At 54.5% G+C, this 23,099-nt stretch carries 17 protein-coding genes and 1 pseudogene; 8 read left to right on the top strand and 10 right to left on the bottom strand.

Translation table 11 applies throughout. The annotated features are described in order from the left end of the window. Nucleotides 1–56 precede the first annotated feature (56 nt). The 5 genes from BLV85_RS07480 to BLV85_RS07500 all read right to left on the bottom strand — a co-directional run bounded on the left by BLV85_RS07480 (nt 57) and on the right by BLV85_RS07500 (nt 6,965). Nucleotides 57–1,076 (bottom strand): PstS family phosphate ABC transporter substrate-binding protein, encoded by a 1,020-nt coding sequence (locus BLV85_RS07480; protein ID WP_090413853.1) that lies wholly within the window; start codon nt 1,074–1,076, stop codon nt 57–59. A 259-nt stretch (nt 1,077–1,335) separates the two neighbouring features. Continuing rightward, nucleotides 1,336–2,703: a phosphoglucosamine mutase gene (gene glmM, locus BLV85_RS07485; protein ID WP_090413855.1), complete on the bottom strand. Its 1,368-nt coding sequence runs from the start codon at nt 2,701–2,703 to the stop codon at nt 1,336–1,338. Between the two features lie 387 nt (nt 2,704–3,090). Then, on the bottom strand, nt 3,091–3,939 hold the full coding sequence (gene folP / locus BLV85_RS07490) for a dihydropteroate synthase (protein ID WP_090413883.1): 849 nt from the start codon (nt 3,937–3,939) through the stop codon (nt 3,091–3,093). 248 nt (nt 3,940–4,187) lie between these two features. Beyond that, complete coding sequence (gene ftsH / locus BLV85_RS07495; RefSeq protein WP_090413857.1) at nt 4,188–6,104, bottom strand: ATP-dependent zinc metalloprotease FtsH; 1,917 nt, start codon at nt 6,102–6,104, stop codon at nt 4,188–4,190. A gap of 237 nt (nt 6,105–6,341) precedes the next feature. Continuing rightward, nucleotides 6,342–6,965, bottom strand: a complete 624-nt coding sequence (locus BLV85_RS07500; protein WP_090413858.1) for an RlmE family RNA methyltransferase — start codon at nt 6,963–6,965, stop codon at nt 6,342–6,344. A 35-nt stretch (nt 6,966–7,000) separates the two neighbouring features. Between BLV85_RS07500 and yhbY the strand changes: the two genes are divergently transcribed. Continuing rightward, complete coding sequence (yhbY, locus tag BLV85_RS07505) at nt 7,001–7,360, top strand: ribosome assembly RNA-binding protein YhbY (protein WP_090413861.1); 360 nt, start codon at nt 7,001–7,003, stop codon at nt 7,358–7,360. A 422-nt stretch (nt 7,361–7,782) separates the two neighbouring features. Here yhbY and greA read toward each other — a convergent pair whose 3' ends face one another. From greA to carA, 3 genes are all read right to left on the bottom strand, one after another. Then, nucleotides 7,783–8,259, bottom strand: coding sequence for a transcription elongation factor GreA (gene greA / locus BLV85_RS07510; protein WP_090413863.1), 477 nt, complete (start codon nt 8,257–8,259; stop codon nt 7,783–7,785). Between the two features lie 327 nt (nt 8,260–8,586). After that, nucleotides 8,587–11,784, bottom strand: coding sequence for a carbamoyl-phosphate synthase large subunit (gene carB / locus BLV85_RS07515; protein WP_090413865.1), 3,198 nt, complete (start codon nt 11,782–11,784; stop codon nt 8,587–8,589). Between the two features lie 28 nt (nt 11,785–11,812). After that, nucleotides 11,813–12,955: a glutamine-hydrolyzing carbamoyl-phosphate synthase small subunit gene (gene carA / locus BLV85_RS07520; protein ID WP_090413867.1), complete on the bottom strand. Its 1,143-nt coding sequence runs from the start codon at nt 12,953–12,955 to the stop codon at nt 11,813–11,815. Between the two features lie 668 nt (nt 12,956–13,623). Between carA and BLV85_RS07525 the strand changes: the two genes are divergently transcribed. The 4 genes and pseudogenes from BLV85_RS07525 (at nt 13,624) to BLV85_RS14845 (ending at nt 15,721) form a co-directional block, all read left to right on the top strand. After that, on the top strand, nt 13,624–13,947 hold the full coding sequence (locus tag BLV85_RS07525; RefSeq protein ID WP_090413870.1) for a helix-turn-helix domain-containing protein: 324 nt from the start codon (nt 13,624–13,626) through the stop codon (nt 13,945–13,947). Continuing rightward, a pseudogene (locus BLV85_RS15885) lies at nt 13,944–14,285 on the top strand (HipA N-terminal domain-containing protein); the annotation flags it as partial. The gene BLV85_RS07525 and the pseudogene BLV85_RS15885, both read left to right, overlap by 4 nt. Before the next feature lie 21 nt (nt 14,286–14,306). Then, entirely contained in the window at nt 14,307–15,218 is a 912-nt protein-coding gene (locus BLV85_RS07530) for a type II toxin-antitoxin system HipA family toxin (RefSeq protein WP_245725128.1), read from the top strand. A 296-nt stretch (nt 15,219–15,514) separates the two neighbouring features. After that, nucleotides 15,515–15,721: a hypothetical protein gene (locus tag BLV85_RS14845; RefSeq protein WP_143032300.1), complete on the top strand. Its 207-nt coding sequence runs from the start codon at nt 15,515–15,517 to the stop codon at nt 15,719–15,721. Nucleotides 15,722–15,827: 106 nt separating this feature from the next. Here BLV85_RS14845 and xerC read toward each other — a convergent pair whose 3' ends face one another. Next, nucleotides 15,828–16,778 carry a tyrosine recombinase XerC gene (gene xerC, locus BLV85_RS07535; protein WP_090413874.1) on the bottom strand — a complete coding sequence of 317 codons (951 nt, stop codon included), beginning with the start codon at nt 16,776–16,778 and terminating at the stop codon, nt 15,828–15,830. Further along, nucleotides 16,762–17,457, bottom strand: a complete 696-nt coding sequence (locus tag BLV85_RS07540; RefSeq protein ID WP_090413875.1) for a DUF484 family protein — start codon at nt 17,455–17,457, stop codon at nt 16,762–16,764. Before BLV85_RS07540 ends, xerC begins: the two co-directional genes overlap by 17 nt. A 690-nt stretch (nt 17,458–18,147) precedes the next feature. Here BLV85_RS07540 and BLV85_RS07545 point away from each other — a divergent pair. The 3 genes from BLV85_RS07545 (at nt 18,148) to BLV85_RS07555 (ending at nt 22,968) form a co-directional block, all read left to right on the top strand. After that, on the top strand, nt 18,148–21,039 hold the full coding sequence (locus BLV85_RS07545) for a beta strand repeat-containing protein (RefSeq protein WP_090413876.1): 2,892 nt from the start codon (nt 18,148–18,150) through the stop codon (nt 21,037–21,039). 668 nt (nt 21,040–21,707) lie between these two features. Continuing rightward, on the top strand, nt 21,708–21,938 hold the full coding sequence (locus BLV85_RS07550) for a hypothetical protein (protein ID WP_090413877.1): 231 nt from the start codon (nt 21,708–21,710) through the stop codon (nt 21,936–21,938). A gap of 799 nt (nt 21,939–22,737) precedes the next feature. Then, complete coding sequence (locus BLV85_RS07555; protein WP_090413877.1) at nt 22,738–22,968, top strand: hypothetical protein; 231 nt, start codon at nt 22,738–22,740, stop codon at nt 22,966–22,968. The last annotated feature ends 131 nt before the right edge of the window (nt 22,969–23,099 follow it).

Consider the following 23,099-nt stretch of genomic DNA (forward strand, 5'->3'; position numbering starts at 1 on the left):
AAACGGGTATGGTGTTGGAGCGCCGGCTGACTGGATTTGACTGGACTGGGGTTGCGCTATTGCTGCCTTTCGCGTTCGAACAAGTCCTCGATGGTTGCACCCACGCTCGCTTCGCCGCCAAATACCGTTCCCAGTTTTTTCTGGTTCAGGTGTTCGAGATTGAGATCATAAAACTTTTTCTCGAGCGGAAAGTATTTCACTTCCCTGACCAGTTCCGGAGCATGCTGCATGTAGAAGTTGATGAATTCCCTGACTTCGGGCTTGTCGGCCGCTTGCGCATTGACATAGATGAAAATCGGCCGGGACAGCGGTTGATAGCTGCCGTTCCGGACGGTCTGGGCTGAGGGGAGAACCCCGCCATCGCCGTTATCGATCGCGATGGCCTTGAGTTTCTTCTGATTTTCTATGTAATAGGCGAAGCCGAAGAATCCCAGTGCATGCACGTCACTGGCTACACCCTGAACCAGTACGTTGTCATCTTCGGAGGCGGTAAAATCGCCCCGGCTGGATTTGGCCTTGCCGACAATCGCTTCCGTGAAATAATCGAAGGTTCCCGAATCGGCGCCCGCGCCAAAAAGTTTAATCTTGGCGTCCGGCCAAGCGGGATTGATCTGATTCCATTTGGTGAGGGTGCCTTGCGCGCCGGGTTCCCATATCTTTTTAAGTTCCGCTACCGTGATCGAGGCGAGCCAGTCATTCCTGGGATTGATCGCCACGGTTAGCGCGTCGAATGCGATCGGCATTTCAATATATTGCACGCCAAGTTTCTTGCATTCCTCCATCTCTGAGTGCAGGATGGGGCGTGATGCATTGGTGATGTCTATCTCGTTCCGGCAAAACTTTTTGAAGCCCCCCCCGGTACCGGAAATGCCAACGGTCACCCGGATCGCGCCCCTTTTTTCAATTTGAAAATCCTCGGCAACCGCCTCGGCAATCGGGAAAACGGTGCTCGAGCCATCGATTCTGACGATAGGCCGGGCCTGAAGGGGATTGCTGAGCAGGGTTGCGATGACGAAACCGGCAGCAATGGCGGTGATGCCGGTAGAGGTAACGGATTGCAAGAATGATTTTGACATGATGACTATAGATATCTCTAAATAACGAAAAAGCAACGATTCAGTCCGCCTGGTTTTTGATATCACGGCTGGTGCTGAAACAGCCGCGCTTCATTGGAACGGGTGCGCTGAGGGCACTGTGGGATATCAAGGCGTTGAATGGTTACATACGGTAATAGCGAACGCTTGTTTGGAGAGGCGACCACCACTCACGTTTGCTGGTCGCTTCGATTATAGGCATCTTATGTTACAGAAATGTGACAAACTCGGCGCGTGTGGGTCAGCCCCCGGCGCCGGCCTGTTCCTGGATCGTCGCAGCGATGGCTTCGGCCCAGTGATCGATTTGTTCGGGTACTTTCCCTTCCACCATCACTCGAATCAACGGCTCAGTTCCGGAGGCGCGCAGCAGAATGCGCCCGTCTCGGCCCAGCGCCTGCTCGGCTGCGTCATTACGTGCCCGGACTGCCGGATTATTCAAGAAATCAAAGCTTCTGGATACTTTGACATTAACCAAGCGCTGGGGAAAGAATGTGATGTTGTGCATGAAATCGGCCAGGTGCATGCCGGTCTCGCGCAATGCATATAACACCTGCAAAGCGGAAATGATGCCGTCCCCAGTGGTGTGCTTGTCGCGACAGATGATATGTCCGGAGTTTTCGCCGCCCAAATGCCAGTTATTCTGTTTCAGTAATTCGGAAACATAGCGATCACCGACATTCGCCCGCGCGAATGGAATGCCGAGCCCGCCAAGCGCCAGCTCAATCGCGAGATTGGTCATCAATGTGCCGGCTATGCCGCCTTGCAATGTGCCCAGCTGTTGCCGGTGCTTGGCGATGATATAGATCAGGCAGTCGCCATCATAGACCTTGCCCTCGGGATCCACCATCATGACCCGGTCGCCATCCCCATCCAGCGCGATGCCGAGATCGGCCTGGTGCTGTAGCACCGCATGCTGGAGCGCGGCAATATGCGTGGCACCGCATTCGTGATTGATATTGACTCCATCGGGACTGGCGTAGGCGGTGACGACATCCGCACCCAGCTCGTGCAGCACATGGCCGGCCACATGGTAGGTCGCGCCATGCGCGCAATCCACGACGATCCGCAATCCTCGCAGATCGAGCTGATAGGGAAAAGTGCTTTTGCAGAACTCGATATAGCGGCCGGTCGCATCGCGCAGACGTTGTACTTTCCCCAGCCTGGCGGAGGGCATTGTTGCAATTGGTTTTTCCAGTTCCGCTTCTATCTGCAGTTCCATGCTGTCTGGCAGCTTGGACCCGGTAGAGGAGAAAAATTTGACACCGTTATCGTCAAACGGATTGTGTGAAGCGGAAATGACGACCCCTGCCTGAATGCGCAGGGCGCGCACGAGATAGGCGATCGCGGGAGTCGGCAACGGCCCGGACAACAGCACGTCTACCCCTGCGGCCGAGAAGCCGGCCTGTAATGCGGATTCCAGCATATAGCCAGAAATCCGGGTATCCTTTCCGATGAGTACGGCTGGCCGTTCACCCATGGCCAGATGCCAGTCGGCGTCCAGCAATACCTTGCCGGCAGCATAGCCTAAACGCAGAAAGAAATCCGGTGAAATAGGCGCTTCACCGACCTTTCCACGGATACCATCGGTGCCAAAGTATTTTTTCTTCATATCTACCAGAATCCTCAATTGATCAGGGCTGCGTGTACACCCAGGTTCACAAAGTCGTATGATGTATATTCGGATGATTACACATCAAAGTTTAAGATTATGGAGAATATTATTATCCTTAAAACGCCGTCCGGCCGCTCATTTTTTTCATGGTTGTGTCGCTGAAAGGCAATCGCCTCGGACAACTGGGCAGCCGCATTGCTGTGAACCTTGCAAAGGTAACCACGAATGGTATCGATGAGTTTGTGAGAGATAGCCCGGCTGGTTTGGGGTGACGGAGGGGAGCATTACTAATGCACATGAATTTTGTCTACACCAAAGTTTAGATGAAATACAGCCAAAATGATTTGGAAATATTAGTGTGCATTCGTGGTTAAAGGTTAATAGTCAGGAGATCTTGCAATTAACTCTACTCTGACCCCTGTTATTCACCGCTTCCAGAACGGAAAGTGCGTCACGGGTGGCTTTGACATCATGCACGCGGACAATTTTGGCGCCTTTGATCACCGCCAGCAGTGCTGCTGCCACGCTGGCGTGGAGGCGGTTGTCAATGGTGTTGCCGGTTATGGCACCCAGCATGGATTTGCGCGATAAGCCAACCAGGATGGGGCGTCCGATTGCCAGCAGACGATCAAGCTGTTGCAGCAGGGCCAAATTATGTTCCAGCGTTTTGCCAAAGCCAAATCCCGGATCGATCAGGATGCGTTCGGCCGGAATGCCCGCATTGCGGGCAGCATCAATCCGCTGTGCCAGAAATGCCCGGATTTCAGTGACCACATCCGTGTAGTGGGGGGTATTCTGCATCGTCTCCGGCGTGCCCTGCATATGCATCAGGCACACCATGGCCGAACTTTCTGCAATGGCTTTCAATGCTCCCGGTGCCTGCAGCGCGTTGACATCATTGACCAAGTCTGCGCCAGCACGGATGGCGGCACGCATCACCGCCGGCTTGGAGGTGTCGATCGAGACTGGGATTCGCTTGTGTACAGCAAATTCGATGACTGGAATCACCCTTGACAGCTCATCCTCCTGGCTGACAGGCAGGCTGCCGGGACGGGTGGATTCGCCGCCGATATCGAGTATATCGGCGCCTTCCGCAATCAGGCGGTTGGCATGTTGTATGGCTTCGTCAGTCGTGGCGTACTGCCCGCCATCGGAAAATGAATCAGGTGTAACATTGACCACTCCCATAATCAGGGGGCGATCGCTTGCGAGCATCTGGGTCAGTATGTGCATCCTCGGATCTTCATTTAAAATTTTGTGCCGTTGAAACATTTTCAGTTTCGGCGCTGCTGCATGCATTGCGCCCAATGCGTATTCAATGGCAGCAGCCATCGTGCGTTGAGTGCGTCGACGCATTCTGAAACTGACGCGGAATGATCCTGTGGACAATTGTAATTGTATAGCGGCATAGGGTGCCTATAACAAAAAAAGGCCTGTGCGTACATGCGACGCACAGGCCGTTCTAGATAGCAAGCTTTAGATCAAACTTCTGCTTCCTGAGTCGGCACTTCAGCTGCAGCAGGTTCGGCAGCTGGCTGTTTCTCGTCTTTGGCAGATTTGTCTTTATCTTGCGTCGGAGATTTCGGTGCTTGAGGCGGACGTGGTGGGCGACCCTCCATGATATCCTTGATCTGGCCGCTGTCGATGGTTTCCCATTCAAGCAGCGCTTGTGTCATAGCCTCGATTTTGTCTTTGTTTTCCTCGATCAGCTTGCGTGCGAGCGCATATTGCTCATCGACGATACGCCGGATCTCGGTATCCACTTTCTGCATGGTCGCTTCACTCAGATTTTTGTGCGTGGTGACCGAGCGGCCGAGGAAAACCTCGCCTTCGTTTTCACCATAGACCATGGGTCCCAGTGCATCGGACATCCCCCATTGCGTGACCATTCTGCGGGCCGTATCGGTCGCGCGTTCGAAGTCGTTGGAAGCGCCCGTGGTCATCTGATGCATGAACACTTCTTCCGCAATCCGGCCACCGAACATGACGGCAAGGGTCTGCAGTATCTGATCACGATCCATGCTGAAGCGGTCCTCAGCAGGCAGTTGCATGGTGACACCCAGTGCACGGCCGCGCGGAATGATCGAGACTTTGTGAACCGGGTCGGTTTTCGGCAGCAGATAAGCGACCACCGCATGCCCGGATTCATGATAGGCGGTGTTGCGCCGTTCGTTTTCCGGCATGACGACAGAGCGCCGTTCCGCACCCATCAGGATTTTGTCCTTGGCGCGTTCGAAGTCGTCCATATCGACCAGGCGTTTGCCAGACCGTGCGGCAAACAAGGCCGCCTCGTTGACCAGATTGGCCAGATCGGCGCCCGACATGCCAGGTGTTCCTCTGGCAAGAATGCTGGCTTGCACGTCCGGAGAAATGGGCACTTTGCGCATATGCACTTGCAGGATTTGCTCGCGGCCACGGATATCGGGAAGCGGCACGGTGACCTGTCTGTCGAAACGGCCTGGACGCAGTAATGCAGGATCCAGCACATCCGGACGGTTGGTTGCCGCGATCACGATGACGCCCATATTGCCTTCGAATCCGTCCATCTCGACCAGCAACTGATTCAGCGTTTGTTCGCGTTCATCGTTGCCACCGCCCAGTCCGGCGCCCCGTTGACGCCCGACGGCATCGATCTCATCGATGAAAATGATGCAGGGAGCATGTTTCTTGGCTTGCTCGAACATGTCTCTGACCCTGGAAGCACCCACCCCGACGAACATTTCGACGAAGTCGGAACCCGAAATACTGAAGAACGGCACTTTTGCCTCGCCGGCAATCGCACGCGCCAGCAGGGTTTTACCGGTACCGGGGTTGCCGCACATCAGCACGCCGCGTGGAATGCGTCCACCCAGTTTCTGGAATCTCGAGGGATCGCGCAAAAATTCCACCAACTCGGCAACTTCTTCCTTGGCCTCTTCACAGCCAGCCACGTCAGCGAAAGTCACGTTGTTGTTTTTATGGTCGATCATACGGGCCTTGCTTTTTCCAAACGAGAAAGCACCCCCCCCTTTTCCGCCACCTTGCATCTGGCGCATAAAGAAAATCCAGACGGCGATCAGCAACAGCATCGGGAACCATGATACGAGCACGCTCATCAACATGGATGGCTCTTCTTCCGGTTTGGCTTCAACAATGACGCCGGCCCGTAGAAGATCACTCACCAGCCAGGGATCGGAGGGCGAGTGCGTGATGAAGTGGCGGCCATCGGTTTTTGTACCTTTCAGTGTACGGCCGTCAATCACCACCTTGGCGATTCTGCCCTGGTTCATCTCGTTGATGAACTGTGAATATTCCATCGGCGGCTGTGGCGATTGCCTGGTGGTGAATTGATTGAATACTGTCATCAGCACCAATGCAATCACCAGCCATATGGCCATGTTTTTAATCAAATTATTCATAATAGCTCCTCAATATGCTTCTTGACGAAACCTAATGCATTACAAACACATAGTTTCACTTTTTGCAAGATTATTTTTAGGGAAGCGCTGAACAAGCCGTCATGGATTGCTTCACTTCTTACAATTTTGACAAATCAAACAGCGTTTCATTTCCTTCGGCTGCAAAAAAGTGAAATGCCGCATATATCCAATGGATAAACTGAATCCAATTGAATGTTTGCTAGCCTTTTTTGCAGTCTAACAGATTATTTTTCTCAGTCCCAGTAAATATAGCTCTTTGCTCCGATCCCGCGAAGCCTTTGGTTTTCTTATCACAACCTTCTCAAAGCTGGCTTGCATTGATTGCCGGAAGGCTTCAAAGCTGGCACCTTGAAAGACTTTGACAAGGAAGTTTTTCCCGGGGTTCAAATGTTCTTGACAGAACAGCAGCGCGAGCTCGGCCAGATACATGGCATGTGCCTGGTCGCTGACACGGATGCCAGTGAGATTGGGGGCCATATCGGAAATGACCAGATCGGCCTGCCTGCCAGCGAGTGCCTGCTTGAGCGTGCCCAGTACCTCGTCCTCGCGGAAGTCGCCCTGAATGAATGTCACACCTGCTAACGGCTGCATGGGAAGCATATCAAGTGCGAAAACATGGCCTTGTTCGCCGACCTGCTCGCGCGCGACCTGTGACCAGCTGCCGGGAGCCGCGCCGAGGTCGACGACCGTCATGCCGCGCGCAAACAGCGTGTCACGTTCGGCGATTTCTTGCAATTTATAGGCGGCACGCGAACGATAGCCCTCATGCTGCGCCCTCCGGACAAAGCTGTCATTCACATGGGCTTTCATCCAGGCTTTGCTGGTTTTGGCGGGTTTCATCGGGTAGAATCCAGTATTTTTCAGAAAGTGGTTTTATGCTTGAACTTGATATGGCACAGCGCCGGTTGCTGACGGCTAACGCGCATCATCTCAACCCGATCGTCATGATCGGCAAGGATGGATTGACAGCAGGTGTGATCAGTGAACTCGACAGGGGGCTGACCAAGCATGAACTGATCAAGGTCAAGGTCCTCGACGATGACCGGGCACACCGAGAGGCATTGATGGAGCAAATCTGCCAGTCACTGCATGCAGCGCCTGTCAAGCTGATTGGCAAAATACTAATTATATACCGTCCCAAGCCGGAAGAAACCGAAGACGCTCCCGTGGCCAAACCGGCCAAGCCCAAGGGACGAAGCAAAAAACCCACCCCCGGCAGACGGCGGCCAGCCTGACCTGCGTGGATATCACGAATGATTGAGCGGGGGTGCTTGCTTTGTTTGTTTTAATCGTGCGGTGCGTGAACCGGAGGTAGCCGGTCGGTCCCGGTTGAAGTCAAGCCGCAGCAGTCAGCGTAGGGTGCACCTGTGCACCGTCAAACACTCGGCCCATGGCAGCCAGCCGTCACACAGCAAAAGCCGGTGCACAGGTGCACCCTACGGGGCGGCTGTTCCGCGACTGGTTCTGATAAATAACCACGAATACACACGAACGATTGGGTAGGGGTGCTCGCTTCATATGTTTTTATCTAGCGGCGGGTGAATAGGTCATGCCAGTCTGGTTGCGGAATATAGCCTAGGCCAATTTAAGTATTCGTATGCATTCGTGTCCATTCGTGGTTCGAGCCGTGGTTCAAACCCAACCACGAATTGCCGAACTAGACGTATCTGACGTCCAGTATTTCGTATTCCCGGATGCCGCCGGGTGCCTGAACCTCGGCAATATCTCCTGCATACTTGCCGATCAGCGCGCGCGCGATCGGTGAGCTGATCGAGATTTTGCTTTCCTTGATATCGGCTTCATCATCGCCGACGATCTGGTAAGTGACTGTGGCGTCGCTGTCCAGGTCCTTGAGATCGACTGTGGCGCCAAACACGCATGCACCATCCGCATCCAGCTGGGTGGGGTTGATGATTTGCGCGTTGGATAGCTTGCTCTCCAGTTCGGCGATTCGCCCTTCAATGAATCCCTGCTTTTCCTTGGCGGCATCATACTCGGCATTTTCGGACAGGTCGCCATGAGAACGGGCCTCCGCGATAGCGGCAATCACAGCCGGGCGGTGAACGGTTTTCATTTCATGCAACTCTGCGCGCAGCTTTTCCGCGCCAGATAGGGTGATAGGGATAGCGTTCATAACTACTTTACTCTTCTCATAATAAGGATCTTAAATATCAGGCTCAGTCATCAGCCATGCGGAACCGGCGAGTGATCGTTGATCAATGCAAAACTGCGATAACCCGTCTATTTCTGAAGCCGATGTAGTGAGCCTGGTTGCTGGATGTGTTTCCTGATTGCGCGCCTGCAAAAAAATCATTCCGTTTCCCGATAGCAACAACGCCAGTTTGTGTCGCGTGCTGCTTGCCGTGGTGGGCCTGCTTCAAAAACAGGTTGTCAGACTATCGGATTTTTCAGAGGTTTTCTCACATGCGCCAAAGAAACGTTGGATAGGAGTTATTCTTGCCTAGATGGCAAGATTTTGCAAACAGTAAACCCGCAGTTCCTGTCTGTTGGCCATGCCGGTGCAAGCCGCGCGGGCGCCGGCGATGGTCGTGTAGTAAGTGACCCTGGCCTGCAAGGCAGCATGCCGGATCGAGTAGGAGTCGCGCACCGCGCTCCGCTTGTTGCTGACCGTATTGATAATCAACGCGATTTCTCCGTTCTTGATCATGTCCACAATATGTGGCCGGCCTTCCGCCACCTTGTTCACGGTTGTCACCGGCAACCCGGCCTGCAGTAATGCCTGGGCCGTGCCGCGCGTGGCGTAGAGTGACAGCCCGAGTTCGACAAATTTTCTGGCAATCGCGACCGCTTCCGGTTTATCGCCGTCGCGCACGCTGATGAGAATTCTGCCCGATACCGGCAGCTGAATGCCGGCAGCCAGCTGGGATTTGATAAACGCTTCAGCGAAGGTCTTGCCAATTCCCATGACCTCGCCGGTCGATTTCATTTCGGGGCCGAGTATGGTATCCACACCGGCAAACTTGGCGAATGGGAAGACCGCTTCCTTCACTGAGTAATAGGCCGGCCGCACTTCTTCGCCCATTCCCTGTGCGGCCAGGGTTTGGCCCGCCATGCAGCGGGCGGCAATTTTGGCCAGCGGCAGGCCGGTCGCCTTGGAGACGAACGGCACCGTGCGCGAAGCCCGCGGATTGACTTCCAGCACGAAGACGGTATCGTCCTGAATCGCGAATTGCACGTTCATCAATCCCTTGACATGCAGCGCGCGCGCCATGGCTTCGGTCTGCCGCCGCAGTTCGTCCTGCATGCTGGCCGGCAGGCTGAAGGGTGGCAGGGAGCAGGCGGAATCGCCGGAATGCACGCCCGCTTCCTCGATATGTTCCATAATGCCGCCGATCAGCACGGTATTGCCGTCGAAAATGGCATCTACATCGACTTCCGTGGCGTTGCTCAGAAAGCGGTCCAGCAGCACCGGCGAGTCATTGGAGACCTTGACGGCTTCCCGCATATAGCGCTCCAGATCGCGTGACTCGTGCACGATCTCCATGGCGCGCCCGCCCAATACATAGCTCGGTCTCACCACCAGCGGATAGCCGATGTCATCGGCTGCGGCCAGTGCCTCGGCCGGGTTGCGGGCGGTGAAATTGGGGGGCTGCCTGAGGCCCAGACGATGCAGCATGGCCTGAAAACGTTCGCGATCTTCGGCGCAATCGATCATGTCCGGACTGGTGCCGATAATGGGCACCCCATTGGCTTCCAGCTCGCGCGCAAGTTTCAGCGGAGTTTGGCCGCCATATTGCACGATGACGCCAGCCGGTTTTTCGATCGCTACGATTTCCAGCACATCTTCCAGCGTGAGCGGTTCGAAGTACAGGCGGTCGGAAATATCATAGTCGGTCGAAACCGTTTCCGGGTTGCAGTTGACCATGATGGTCTCATACTGATCCTCGCGCAGCGCCAACGCGGCATGCACGCAGCAGTAATCGAACTCGATGCCCTGGCCGATGCGGTTGGGCCCGCCGCCGAGCACCATGATCTTTTTGTTGTCGCTGGGACGTGCCTCGCATTCTTCCTCGTAGGTCGAATACATATAGGCGGTACGGGTATCGAATTCGGCCGCACAGGTGTCCACTCGTTTGTAGACCGGGCGCAGGTTGAGCTGATGACGCCGGGCGCGCACCGCATGCTGATCGCAACCGAGCAGCCCGGCCAGCCGCCGGTCGGAGAAACCGCAGCGCTTCAGATGACGCAATTGCCGCTCGGTCAGGGTTTCCAGCTGGCATCCGGCGAGCGCCTGTTCCTGCCTGACCAGATTCTCGATCTGGACTAGAAACCAGGGGTCGATCCGGGTCAATGCCTGGATCTCATCGAACGGCAGATGGCAGCGGAAAGCGTCGGCGATATACCAGAGACGTTCCGGGCCGGGGTGGCCGAGTTCTTGTTCGATGGTTTCGATGTCGGTAGTCTTCTCGTCCAGCCCGTCAACGCCGGTTTCGAGGCCGCGCAGCGCCTTTTGCAACGACTCATGGAAAGTGCGGCCGATCGCCATCACTTCCCCGACCGATTTCATCTGTGTGGTCAAGCGGTCGTCTGCCTGCGGGAATTTCTCGAACGCGAAGCGGGGTACCTTGGTGACCACGTAATCGATGGTCGGTTCGAACGAGGCCGGGGTCAGGCCGCCGGTGATATCGTTGCCGAGCTCATTGAGCGTATAGCCGACCGCCAGCTTGGCGGCTATCTTGGCGATGGGAAAACCGGTGGCCTTGGAAGCCAGTGCGGATGAGCGCGAGACGCGCGGGTTCATCTCGATCACGATCATGCGCCCGTCTTCCGGATTGATGGCGAATTGCACATTGGAGCCACCGGTTTCAACGCCGATTTCCCTGAGCACGGCAATCGAGGCATCGCGCATCCGCTGGTATTCCTTGTCGGTCAGCGTCTGGGCGGGCGCGACCGTGATCGAGTCGCCGGTATGCACACCCATCGGATCGATGTTCTCGATCGCGCAGATGATGATGCAGTTGTCCTGCTGGTCGCGGATCACTTCCATTTCGAATTCTTTCCAGCCGATGACCGATTCCTCGATCAGCAGCTCGCGGGTGGGCGAGGCTTCCAGCCCGCGTTCGCAAATGCCGACGAATTCCTCGCGGTTATAGGCAATCCCGCCGCCGCTGCCGCCGAGCGTGAACGAAGGACGGATGATTGCCGGATAGCCGATCATTGCCTGGACCTGCAAGGCTTCTTCCATGCTGTGGGCGACCGCCGAACGCGCCGATTGCAGGCCGATGCGCGTCATCGCCTGTTTGAATTTCTCCCTGTCCTCGGCCTTGTCGATCGCCTCGCGCGAAGCGCCGATGAGCGCCACGCCATGCTTTTCCAGCACCCCATGCTTGACCAGATCCAGCGCGCAATTGAGCGCGGTCTGCCCGCCCATGGTCGGCAGCAGCGCATCGGGGCGCTCGATCTCAATGATTTTTTCCACGGCCTGCCAGACGATTGGCTCGATATAAACCGCATCGGCCATTTCCGGATCGGTCATGATGGTGGCCGGATTGGAATTGATCAGAATGACGCGATAGCCTTCCTCGCGCAATGCCCGGCAGGCCTGTACGCCGGAATAGTCGAATTCACATGCCTGACCGATGACGATCGGCCCTGCGCCAATGATGAGGATGGAGTGTAGGTCAGTACGTTTGGGCATTTAGGATCGGGTCAAGTAGCCTGTTCATTCAGGCGCGGTGTTGTGCCATGTGGCGGATAAAACGGTCGAACAAATAATCGACATCATGCGGTCCCGGGCTCGCTTCGGGATGGCCCTGGAAGCAGAAAGCCGGGCGGTCCGTCAGTTCGAATCCCTGCAAGCTGCTGTCGAACAGCGAACTGTGCGTCACCCGCGCGTTGCCGGGCAGGGTGTCGCCATCCACGGCGAAGCCGTGATTCTGGCTGGTGATCATGACGCGGGCATTATCGATGTCCTGCACCGGATGATTCGCGCCATGATGACCGAATTTCATTTTGATCGTCCTGGCACCGATCGCCAGCGCCAGAATCTGGTGGCCGAGGCAAATGCCGAACAGCGGCACCTGCTTGTCCAGCAGCACCCGGGTGGTGGCAATCGCATATTCGCAGGGCTCCGGATCGCCGGGGCCATTGGAAAGCAGCACGCCATCGGGCTGCGCGGCCAGCAGCGCGTCGGCGGACGTGCGCGCCGGATAGACTGTCACCCGGCAACCGCGCGCCACCAGCTTGCGCAGAATGGTGCGCTTGACGCCGAAATCCAGTACCGCGACACGGAAGCGGCTGTCGCCCGGAGCACGATAACCGGTGGTGCCGGTCCATTCGCCCTCATCGAATGTCCAGGGCTGCTCGCAGCTGACCACGCGCGCCAGATCCATGCCGGCCAGGCCCGGAAAGGCCTGCGCCTGGCGCAGCGCCTCGGCCTCGTCGACGTTGCCAGCCATCAGGCAGCCCGCCTGGGCACCCTTTTCCCGCAGGATGCGGGTCAGCTTGCGGGTATCGATACCGGCAATGGCGATCACCCCATGTTGCTTGAGAAAATCCGGCAGCGACTGGCGGCTGCGCCAATTGCTGAAAACCGGCGGCAGGTCGCGAATCACCAGCCCGGCCGCATGCACGGTCGAGCCGGTGGTGGATTCGATATCTTCTGGGTTGGTGCCCGTATTGCCGATATGCGGATAGGTCAACGTGACTATCTGCCGGCAATAGGAGGGGTCGGTGAGAATTTCCTGATAACCGGTCATGGCGGTATTGAAAGCTACCTCGCCGGTGGTAATGCCTTCCGCGCCAATGGCGTCGCCATAAAAAATGGTGCCATCAGCCAGGACAAGCAAAGCGCGCGGATGGTCAGACACGGGATTCCTCAATATTTTTTGTGGTACGCGGACGTAAAAAATGCGGGTTGAAATGATGAAAAAGAACTAATCCCGCTTGCGCAAATTATACGTGAGAAGCAGCGGCTTTTCCAGAAGCGGCTGCTTGGGAACCACGAATGGACGCGAATACACACGAATGCACTTCGAAGCCATCTTTGCGGGCGTAGCGAAGCCAGCGTAGGGTGCGCACGCGCACCGTTCGGGCAATGGTGGCAAGATGAAAGCGCGGTGGCCGATCTGGTGGTGGTGAAAAATTGGAACCACGAATGGACACGAATACACACGAATGATTGGGTGGAGACGCCTGCTCTGTTGTTTTTTGTCGCGCGGCGGGTGAGCGGGTGAAAGCCGGTTTGGTTGGTGATGGACTACAGTTGAGGCTGTTTTTCACTATTCATGTCCATTCGTGTGCATTCGTGGTTGCAAAGAATCAAGAATGACCACCGAAGCCAGCCAGGCAGGCGATTCCAGTCAAACATCCGGCCCACGGCGGCCAGTCGTCATGCAGCAAAAGCCGGTGCGCAAGCGCACCCTTACCCATCGAGGGAATTTAGACCTGGCTGTGGTTGCTAGTAGGCAATATATATGTTGCTCGCGCGCAATAAAGCAACTAATATGTTGCTATAGATATTGAAGCAACATATATTATGAGCGACCTTTTACAGCAACTAAAAAAACGCCGTTTGGCGCTTGGTCTCAAACAGAGCGATATGATGCGCCGTGTGGGGATTTCGCGGCAGCAATATCAGCGTTTGGAGGCCAAAGGTAATCCGAGGCTGGATACGCTGACGTTGATTGCCAAGGGCCTCAATAGCGAGATCATGCTCATTCCCAAAGAAAAACTGGGTGCCGTTCTGGCAGTGCTTGAAAGCACTGATACTGAACTGCCCCAGCAATCACCGGGGACAGTCAAAGTCACAAAAACCTTGTCAGACGACCCATGGCAGGATTTGCTGGGAGATGATCAATGACAAGCAGCCGGACCGAAGAGATCAATGTTCTCAGGCTGACCCTGCACCGCCGGTTAGTGGGCTACCTGACAGGGTTTCGCAATGGCCGGAATGTGCTGAACTTTGCCGATGACTATAGGGCTGACGCAGCTCGCCCGACATTCAGCTTGATTACGCATCCCAGCTTTCCGCATGCTGACAAGCTCATGGGCGAACCATGGGTTAGGAGGCAACGGCTGCATCCCACATTGTCAAATCTGTTGCCGGAAGGCGCTCTCAGGGAGCTGATTGCGCAGGGACTGAAGGTTTACATCGATAACGAATTTCATATCCTGTCCCACCTGGGCCGGGATTTGCCCGGTGCTTTGGTTGCTGAGCCCATGGAGCCGGATGAAGTGCCCGGCAGTATTCTCGCTGCGCACGGCAACGCCAAGGCAGTCAAATTTGAAAATATTGTGCGGGAGAATAAATTTTCCCTGGCTGGCGTGCAGATGAAATTTTCAATGAAGGCTAGGGACGGCAGATACAATTTATCTAAAGGTGATGTGCTTGGTGACTGGATCATCAAAACGCCTTCAACAAGACATAAGGATGTTCCGGTAAACGAGTACACGGCCATGACGCTCGCCTCGTTGATCGGGGTCGATATCCCTGAAATGAAGCTGGTTGAACTGGATAAACTTGATGATTTGCCACAAATAAATTTACCTGATGAGAACTGGGCATTCGCAATCAAGCGGTTTGATCGTGAAAGAGAGCAGCGTATTCACATGGAGGATTTTGCTCAAGTATTGGTGAAATATCCTTACGAGAAATATGACGCTGCCAACTACGAGCAAATTGGGAGAATTCTTTACCAATTTTCTGGTGACGCACTGACCGATACCCAGCAGTTCGCCAGGCGGCTGCTGGTTAACATTCTCCTGGCCAATGGCGATGCCCATTTGAAAAACTGGAGCCTGCTCTACCCTGATCAAACTACACCGAGACTCTCTCCCGCATACGATATCGTTACCACAAATGTGTATATCGAAGGGGAGAAGCGCTACGCACTCAACCTCGGCGGCTCAAAGGAGTGGTATGGCGCATCGTATGCCAATTTTGAATATTGGGCGAAAAAATCCGGCATTCCGTGGCGTGCGATAAAGCCACATATCGATGATGCCATGGAAAGCGCTCGAAGCCTTTGGCCCGAAGCGCTTAAAAACTTGCCAATGAACGAAGCACACAAGCAAAAACTCAGCGAGCACTGGCGCAAGCTCCACCGCGATTTTCAAATCAAGTGTGACTGATTGGAACCACGAATGGACACGAATACACACGAATGATTGGGTGGGGGTGTTTGCTTTATTTGTTTTAATCATGAGGTGAGTGGATGGGCGATAGCCGGTCTGGTGCCGGTTGAAGTAAAGCCGCAGCAGTCAGTGTAGGGTGCACCTGTGCACCGTCAAACATCCGGCCCATGGCGGCCAGCCGTCGCACAGCAAAAGCCGGTGCACGGGTGCACCCTACGGGGCGGCTGTTCCGCTACTGGTTTTGATAACCACGAATGGACACGAATACGCACGAATGATTGGGTGGGGGATGTTTGCTTTATTTGTTTAATCGTGTGGTGGGTGGATGGGCGATAGCCGGTCTGGTGCCGGTTGAAAAAGCCGCAGCAGTCAGCAAGGGTGCACCTGTGCACCGTCAAACATCCGGCCCATGGCGGCCAGCCGCCGCGCAGCAAAAGCCGGTGCACGGGTGCACCCTACGGGGCGGGCGAGTGGGTGATGACCGGTTTGGTGGAGGATAAAAGACAGCCGCAGCTATTTTTCACTATTCGTGTCCATTCGTGGTTGCAAAGAATCAAGAATGATCACCGAAGCCATCCAGGCGGGCGATTCTGTCCCTGCCATTTTCTATTCCGGTTTTTCCGGTTTCTTTTTGGCGCGCGGGTGTGCCTGGTCGTAGATTTTGGCCAGGTATTGAAAATCCAGGTGGGTGTAGACCTGGGTGCTGCGGATGCTGGCGTGGCCGAGCATTTCCTGGACGGCGCGCAGGTCGCCGCTCGACTGCAGGACATGCGAGGCGAACGAATGGCGCAGTGCGTGGGGGTGGACGCGGTCATCCAGCCCTTGCTGCCGGGCGCGTTGTTGCAGGCGATAGGCGATCGTGCGGGGGTGGATGGGGCGGCCGCGCTGGGAGAGAAACAGCGTGGTGTCATCTGCCGTTTGCCAGCCCTGGCGCAGGGCAAGCCAGGCTTGCAGCGCCTCCAGCGCCAGTTTGCCGACCGGCACGATGCGCGTTTTGTTGCCCTTGCCGGCGACGCGCACCGTGCCTTCGTTAAAATCGATGTCGGCCAGCTGCAGTTGCGCCAGTTCCGTCAGGCGCAGGCCCGATGAATAGAACAGCTCGAACATCGCGAGATCGCGCGTGGCGAGCGCATCGGTGGGGTCGAAAGTCAGCAGGCGCGCGGTTTCGTCCGGGGAGAGTGCGTGCGGCAGCATCTTGGGGGATTTGGGCACGCGCACCCCCTGGCAGGGGTCGTCCGGGTGCTGATGATGACGGATCAGATAGCGGAAAAAACCACGCCAGGCCGACAGCATCCGCGCCAGGCTCCGGCCGGACAGGCCGCCGCCATGCAGGCGGGCGACAAAATGGCGGATGTCATGTGATTTCAGCTGCCGCAGGGCTTGGTCGTCGGCCGGAGATGACCGGTGCGCCGCCATGCAGCGCACCAGAGCGGACAGGTCGCGCTGATAACTGGCCTGTGTCAGCGGGGCGAGCTTGCGGGTCGTCGCAAGATAGGCGAGATAAGCCTGAACGAGCGGTGGCAGAACGGGGGCTGGCTGCTCATGCGCTGGAGTCATGCGCGGCGGCTCCGGGGTGGGGCGCCATCAGCCGCGCGAGCGTGCTGCTGACCAGCTCGCCCAGCCGTTCCAGATAGAGGGTACCCATATCGGGATAGAACCGTTCCACTTCCGGGCTGCTCATCACCAGCAGGCCGAAATTGCGCTGTTTTTTCAGGGGCATGATGGCGAACGACTGCAGGTATTCGGCATCCTTGCCGAACCATTGCCTGATCTCGTCGGCAGCCTGCGGGCCACAGTAAGGCTGCGTCATGCCCATGGCGAGAATGCGCACCTGCTCGCTGACCGGCTCGGAAGCCGGGGCAGGCAGCTGCAGATCGGGCGCATCAAGCTGCCACAAGCGCAGCGCGACATGCGGAATCGAGAAATCCTCGCATAGATGATATTGCAACCCATGCAGCGTTTCGGCGAAGGTATCGAACCCGAGCAGCGCAACCGTCAGGCGATGCATTTTGTCGCCGATGATGTCGTTGCGCTCGCCGATATCGATCAGCTCCTGCAAGCGGTCCTGCAGCAAGCTGTTCTTGTCCCGCAGCATCACCACCTGCCGCTCATTGATCGAAATCGCCCGGCCTTCATACGGATGCGGCAGACGGATCGACTCCATCAACTCGGCATGTTCTTCGAAAAATTGCGGGTGCGCCCGCAAATATTGAACGACTTCCTCAGGTGTGGTCATGGTATGAATTCAGGGTAAATGCAGGGCTGTCAGAGCCCGTTATCATACCACGGGCGCCGATAACCTTGTCGAATGCGCGCAGACTGCGATGAATTGATTAAATGAGAAGGGAACCACGAATGGACACGAATACACACGAATTTTTATTGATAACGGTTGCAACGCTTGATTTTTTCCACGCAACAGGAAAAAAATTGATGGCTGATCGAGTCTAATAGGAAAGGCAACCGAAAGGGTTTTTCTATTCGTGTGCATTCGTGTCCATTCGTGGTTGAAAAAAAAATTCCAATGCTTATAACCGTTTGCAGAGTCTGCCGCGAATGGGTGGCTAAATAAATTATTAAACCGGCCGTAGAGTATTTGTTGCTAAAACGCAACAATCAGCGGCTGCAATCAAACATTGCCTTGCATACAAGTTTTTTTTTCGGCAGAATCGCTACAACTTGTCAGAAGGTGCGTTTTCTGATAGCAAAGAGTAGGATGTGGACAAGCCTTCCCGTGTGTTGTGATATTTGTCATTGTCATGAAACATGCAATCTGGCAAACTGGCAAACTGGGATACTGAAAGCGCCTTGTTTCGCGGTTCGCAAGGGATCTTCTGTCTTATATACTATTGCTGGTTGCTGCACGGTTCCGGCTTTGTCGCTGCACACGTTTTTTTAACTTTATTTTGAAAAGGAAGCTCTGATTATGGCTATTTCTCAAACAGAACGAGATCAAGTTCTCAAGATTGTGGCAGGCTTGTTCAATGGCGCACCGGGTGGTGCCATCCTGAATGATCTGTCACAAGCCGTCGAGGCCGGCGTCAGCATGGCGCAACTGGCCGATATTCTGGCGAACACCAACCAGTTTAAAAATGACGTCATGGGCGGCAAGACCACCACAGCCGACCAAGTCGGCGTGTTGCTGGAAAACTTTGGCCTGACCCCGGATGATGAAGCGGGCAGCCCTGCCACCATGGCGGCGGAATTCTTCACCGCCCGCATCGAAGGCGGTGCCGGCTTTGGCGCGATCGTGCTGGAAGCCGTCACATTCCTGGACAACACCACCAACGAAGCCTTCGCACCCTATTCCGCCCTGCTGAACAACAAAGCATTGGTGGCCTCGGTGCATGCCGACAATTACGCTACGATTGCCGGGGTGGCGGGTGCACAGGCGTTGTTTGAAGGTGTGACCAGTGAGTTTCCTGCTAGCGAAGAAGATGCGCTGCAACATGTGAAAGATATCGTCGACGCCGACGAACCTGGCGAACCTGGCGAAACTTTCACGCTTACATCAGGCACTGACATAATCGAAGGCACCGAGCGCGACGACATCATCGAAGGTGTCGCCTCTTCCCTGTCTTCCGCGCGCACGCTGGACGCTGGCGACCAGATCGATGGTGGCGAAGGCACAGATACCTTGAATGTGGATATGCAGGGCAACTTCACTGGTTTCTCTGGTGACGGCTTCCTGAAAAATGTTGAAAACGTTAACCTGACCAATTCCGGGACCATCGCGCGCTCTTTCGCTGCCAGGCAAGTGGAAGGTGTTGAAGCCTACAACCTCACTGGCGCTGTCAATCTGTCTGACCTGGGCTCAACCGATGCCGCGGTTAACCTGATCGACCGTGCAAGCGGTGCTACCACCATCGCTTATGCGACTGGCGTGACGAGCGGTACTGCCGATGCGCTGGCCTTGGGTCTGAGCAACGTCGGAACTGCTGAAGTCAAAGACGAGGCCGGCACAGTGACCACCCCTGAAGCGACTGTCACCGTTACCGCCAACGGTATCGAAGAAGTCAATATCACCGCGACTGGCGCCAACGTCGTAGGGCTGGGCTCCAACGATGCCAAGGCGCTGACCGCCGCGGGCGAAGGTTCGCTGAAACTCAACGCCATCGGCACGGGCGTCAAGACCATCAACGCTTCCGGCCTGACTGGCGCGCTCGATGTGAATCTGGCTGACGCGACCGGTGTAACCTCAGTAGCAGGCGGTGCGGGCGACGACATTATCCGTGCGGGTGCTGGCGATCTGGCGATTAACGCCGAAATCAATGGCGGCGCAGGGGATGACACCTTGGCGCTGACCGGCGTTCTTGGTACGGTTCAGTATCAGATGAGTGATGTCGAAACCGTTGAAATCGATGGGGTTACAACGACTTTCTCTGCAACCAATGCATCGGGTGTTGAGAATCTGGTCGTTAAGGGCGCTGGTAACGATGCGACCTTTGCCAACATGGGTGCAGCAGACCTGAATGTCACTCTCAATGGGGATGCAGCTGGTACTGTTGTATCCGACCACTCCGGCTCAACTACTCTGAATGTCACGGGCGGAACCGAAGCCACTCCGACGACTGCAGCTGCAGCGACGACTTTCAACAAAACCAGCAGTGTGGATCTCACTGTAGACCAGTACAACACGCTGACAGGTGGTATTACCGCAGCTGCGGCCCAGTCCTTCACAGCAGATCTGGCTGGTGAATATAACACCGGTGCTATTTCTTTGGCGGCAGCCACTTCCGCAGTATTCACCGATACCAACGCGGACACAGACAACATCGTTAATCTGCAGGCAGATAAGCTGACCGATTTGGTGGTAACCAACGCGGGTGGCTTTGCTCTGACTGGCAGCTCATTGGCTGGCCTGGAGGCCCTGACCGTCAACAGCGCCAAGCACTTCGATGCAACGGGCATCAACCTGGCTAAAGTTGCCAACGTTGAACTGTCGGGCGCAGGGAGTGATGCGCAGGTCACTCTGGGCAACTTGGGCGCAGCTGATGTGGATTACAATATTGCCGTTAGCGCCGAAGGCTTGGCGGCAGGACTGGTGATCGGCACTATTGACACCGACAAAGGTCAGGCCATCAATGTGAATGTCGCAGGTGTACTGGGTGATGTTGACATTGGCAATGTAACTGTTGCAGACGATGGTGCTGACAAAACTGGTACCATCACCATCGATGCCAACGGTACAGCAGGTAACATTGAGCTGGGTGCACTGAATGCGAAAACCGTTACGGTTGACGCCTCGGGCGCGTTGGGTACAGTAGGTGGTGCTGGTACAACTGTTGAAATCGACGCAGAAACGGCCACTTTCACAGGCTCGGCACTGGGCGCCAACAATGTTTCCGTGACCGCCAGCAATTCTGGTGCCGTTTCCGGTGGTATTGCTGATGATGTTATCGAAGTTGCGGGTGGTGGTGTTGGCACCAAGGCTGCCTTCACAGTGACCACCGGCCTCGGCGATGATGTCATCGAGATCGGAGCGACAGCTGGCGCACTGCGTGTGACCATTACTGATTTCAGCGTGGGTGATGATAATGTTGCAACTGCATCGTTTACCGGTACCAACTTTGCTGTAGGCGGCGGTGCCACTGGTATCGCTGCTTTCCTGACCAGCGCTCTTGGCACTGCCGTTGCAGATACTGCGGTGACCGAGGCCTACCTTAATAGTTTTGTTGATGGTATCTTCGTCTTTAATAACACCGTGCATGCTGTTGAAGAAAGTGGCGACCTTACCTACGGCGACGGCGACGTCTTCATCACCTTCACTGGTGTGACTGCCGCAGATGTAGGTGGTGCAACTGATCTGATCGCCTAATCTCCCTAACCGGAGCCAAGCACTCGCCTATCAGTGGGTGCTTGAGGCGAAACCCGCCACAAGCGATTTCGCCGCAGGCAAAGCCTTAGAACCCTGTCCCTTGCAAGAGGGACAGGGTTTTTTAATGGTGCGCCAGGGTAAAAAGGGGACGCTACCCTTTTACCTTAGAAAACAAAAGAGATAAAGGAATTATAGAAATGAGTCCGGGTTTGTTGGCGATTATCGGCATTGCCGTGTTGACGGCAGCGCTGTTGCTCTTCGCAGTTTATAAATTATCGGAAGAATAATCTGGTAAGTCTGAAGAGGAGGGGTCAGATCTTGCTTGAATGTATAGCTGATCAGCCAAAAGGATGGTAGGTTGGGGTGAGCTTGTGAATCCCAATACGAATGCAAACCACGAATGGACACGAATGCACACGAATTTTTATTGATAAGGCTGACTTTATTTGATGTATGGCATGCAGCGGGGTAAATGATCGATATCTGAGCTGGTGGCAGATGTAATACAACTACAGTGGTTTTTAATATTCGTGTGGATTGGTGTTCATTCGTGGTTCCAAGAAGTTGCAAGAACAGCAGAGGAGTCAGATCTTGTGTTGATTCCCGGCCAGGGCTATGGCGCTGCTTATCTGGAAATTGATCCAATTTATTAAAGGGTGTAGTCTGCTATGGGTAGGCTGGATAGAATAAAAGCCGAAATTTCATTTCATGAAAAAATGTTTTTTACTGCAATAGCCATGATACTAGGCTTATTGGGTTGGGCTGCTAACAACTATCGCTCAACAGATGCCGTAGTGCTGTTTCTGGCGACGACTGGATTGATCGGCGCGGCCGGTTTTGGTGTCTGGAACTATAAAAAGGTTAAGCAATTACTGGAGAAGCTCGAAAATGCTGAATAGTATCCTGATGGCAATAATGGGAGGCGTTTTTATAATTTTTATCTATTATCTTGCATATGATGCGTGGAAAGATTACTCCAAAAAAGATAAGTGACGCTAAAATTTTGCAGGGCCGTAGGCTGGGGTGAGCTTGTGAATCTCAATGCGAATGCAAACCACGAATGGACACGAATGCACACGAATTTTTATTGATAAGGCTGACTTTATTTGATGTATGGCATGCAGCGGGGTAAATGATTGCTGTTTGACCTGGCGGCAGATGTAATACAACTACAGTGGTTTTTAATATTCGTGTAGATTGGTGTTCATTCGTGGTTCCTAGAAGTTGCGTTGCAAAAGGGGACGCTACCCTTTTACTCGTCCCCTTTTACTTCTTTTACCTAGTTCATCGACTGCCTCACCAACCTGATGAAACAGTTCGGCAGAAGAGGAGGGGTCAGATCTTGCTTGAATGTATAGCTGATCAGCCAAAAGGATGGTAGGTTGGGGTGAGCTTGTGAATCCCAATACAAATGCAAACCACGAATGGACACGAATGCACTCGAATTTTTATTGATAAGGCTAACTTTATTTGATGTATGACATGCAGCGGGGTAAATGATTATTGTTTGACCTGGCGGCAGATGTAATGTAATACAACCATAGTGGTTTTTAAGTATTCGTGTGGATTTGTGTTCATTCGTGGTTCCAAGGGGTTGCAAGAACAGAAGAGGAGTCAGATCTTGTGTTGATTCCCGGCCAGGGCTATGGCGCTGATTATCTGGAAATTGATCCAATTTATTAAAGGGTGTAGTCTGCTATGGGTAGGCTGGATAGAATAAAAGCCGAAATTTCATTTCATGAAAAAATGTTTTTCACTGCAATAGCCATGATACTAGGCTTATTGGGATGGGCTGCTAACAACTATCGCTCAACAGATGCCGTAGTGCTGTTTCTGGCGACGACTGGATTGATCGGCGCGGCCGGTTTTGGTGTCTGGAACTATAAAAAGGTTAAGCAATTACTGGAGAAGCTCGAAAATGCTGAATAGTATCCTGATGGCAATAATGGGAGGCGTTTTTATAATCTGAAGTTTCACCGTTTTGATCTAAACTTTACATTCTTCCTTAAGCAACCATCCGCAATAAAGCATCGATAAAAGAATTTTGCTTGGGTTTGCCT

The organism is Nitrosomonas halophila (assembly GCF_900107165.1).
In the GTDB taxonomy this organism is placed as follows: Bacteria; Pseudomonadota; Gammaproteobacteria; order Burkholderiales; family Nitrosomonadaceae; genus Nitrosomonas; species Nitrosomonas halophila.

Excerpts from the sequence above, each read along its gene's own strand:
- BLV85_RS07530 (WP_245725128.1), top strand. The coding sequence starts at position 14,307 with ATGGAGCCGGATGAAGTGCCCGGCAGTATTCTCGCTGCGCACGGCAAC.
- BLV85_RS07500 (WP_090413858.1), bottom strand. The coding sequence starts at position 6,965 with ATGAAACCCGCCAAAACCAGCAAAGCCTGGATGAAAGCCCATGTGAAT.
- BLV85_RS07525 (WP_090413870.1), top strand. The coding sequence starts at position 13,624 with ATGAGCGACCTTTTACAGCAACTAAAAAAACGCCGTTTGGCGCTTGGT.
- BLV85_RS07540 (WP_090413875.1), bottom strand. The coding sequence starts at position 17,457 with ATGACCACACCTGAGGAAGTCGTTCAATATTTGCGGGCGCACCCGCAA.
- ftsH (WP_090413857.1), bottom strand. The coding sequence starts at position 6,104 with ATGAATAATTTGATTAAAAACATGGCCATATGGCTGGTGATTGCATTG.
- BLV85_RS07545 (WP_090413876.1), top strand. The coding sequence starts at position 18,148 with ATGGCTATTTCTCAAACAGAACGAGATCAAGTTCTCAAGATTGTGGCA.
- greA (WP_090413863.1), bottom strand. The coding sequence starts at position 8,259 with ATGAACGCTATCCCTATCACCCTATCTGGCGCGGAAAAGCTGCGCGCA.
- xerC (WP_090413874.1), bottom strand. The coding sequence starts at position 16,778 with ATGACTCCAGCGCATGAGCAGCCAGCCCCCGTTCTGCCACCGCTCGTT.
- yhbY (WP_090413861.1), top strand. The coding sequence starts at position 7,001 with ATGCTTGAACTTGATATGGCACAGCGCCGGTTGCTGACGGCTAACGCG.
- glmM (WP_090413855.1), bottom strand. The coding sequence starts at position 2,703 with ATGAAGAAAAAATACTTTGGCACCGATGGTATCCGTGGAAAGGTCGGT.
- folP (WP_090413883.1), bottom strand. The coding sequence starts at position 3,939 with ATGCACATACTGACCCAGATGCTCGCAAGCGATCGCCCCCTGATTATG.
- BLV85_RS07480 (WP_090413853.1), bottom strand. The coding sequence starts at position 1,076 with ATGTCAAAATCATTCTTGCAATCCGTTACCTCTACCGGCATCACCGCC.
- carB (WP_090413865.1), bottom strand. The coding sequence starts at position 11,784 with ATGCCCAAACGTACTGACCTACACTCCATCCTCATCATTGGCGCAGGG.
- BLV85_RS07550 (WP_090413877.1), top strand. The coding sequence starts at position 21,708 with ATGGGTAGGCTGGATAGAATAAAAGCCGAAATTTCATTTCATGAAAAA.
- BLV85_RS07555 (WP_090413877.1), top strand. The coding sequence starts at position 22,738 with ATGGGTAGGCTGGATAGAATAAAAGCCGAAATTTCATTTCATGAAAAA.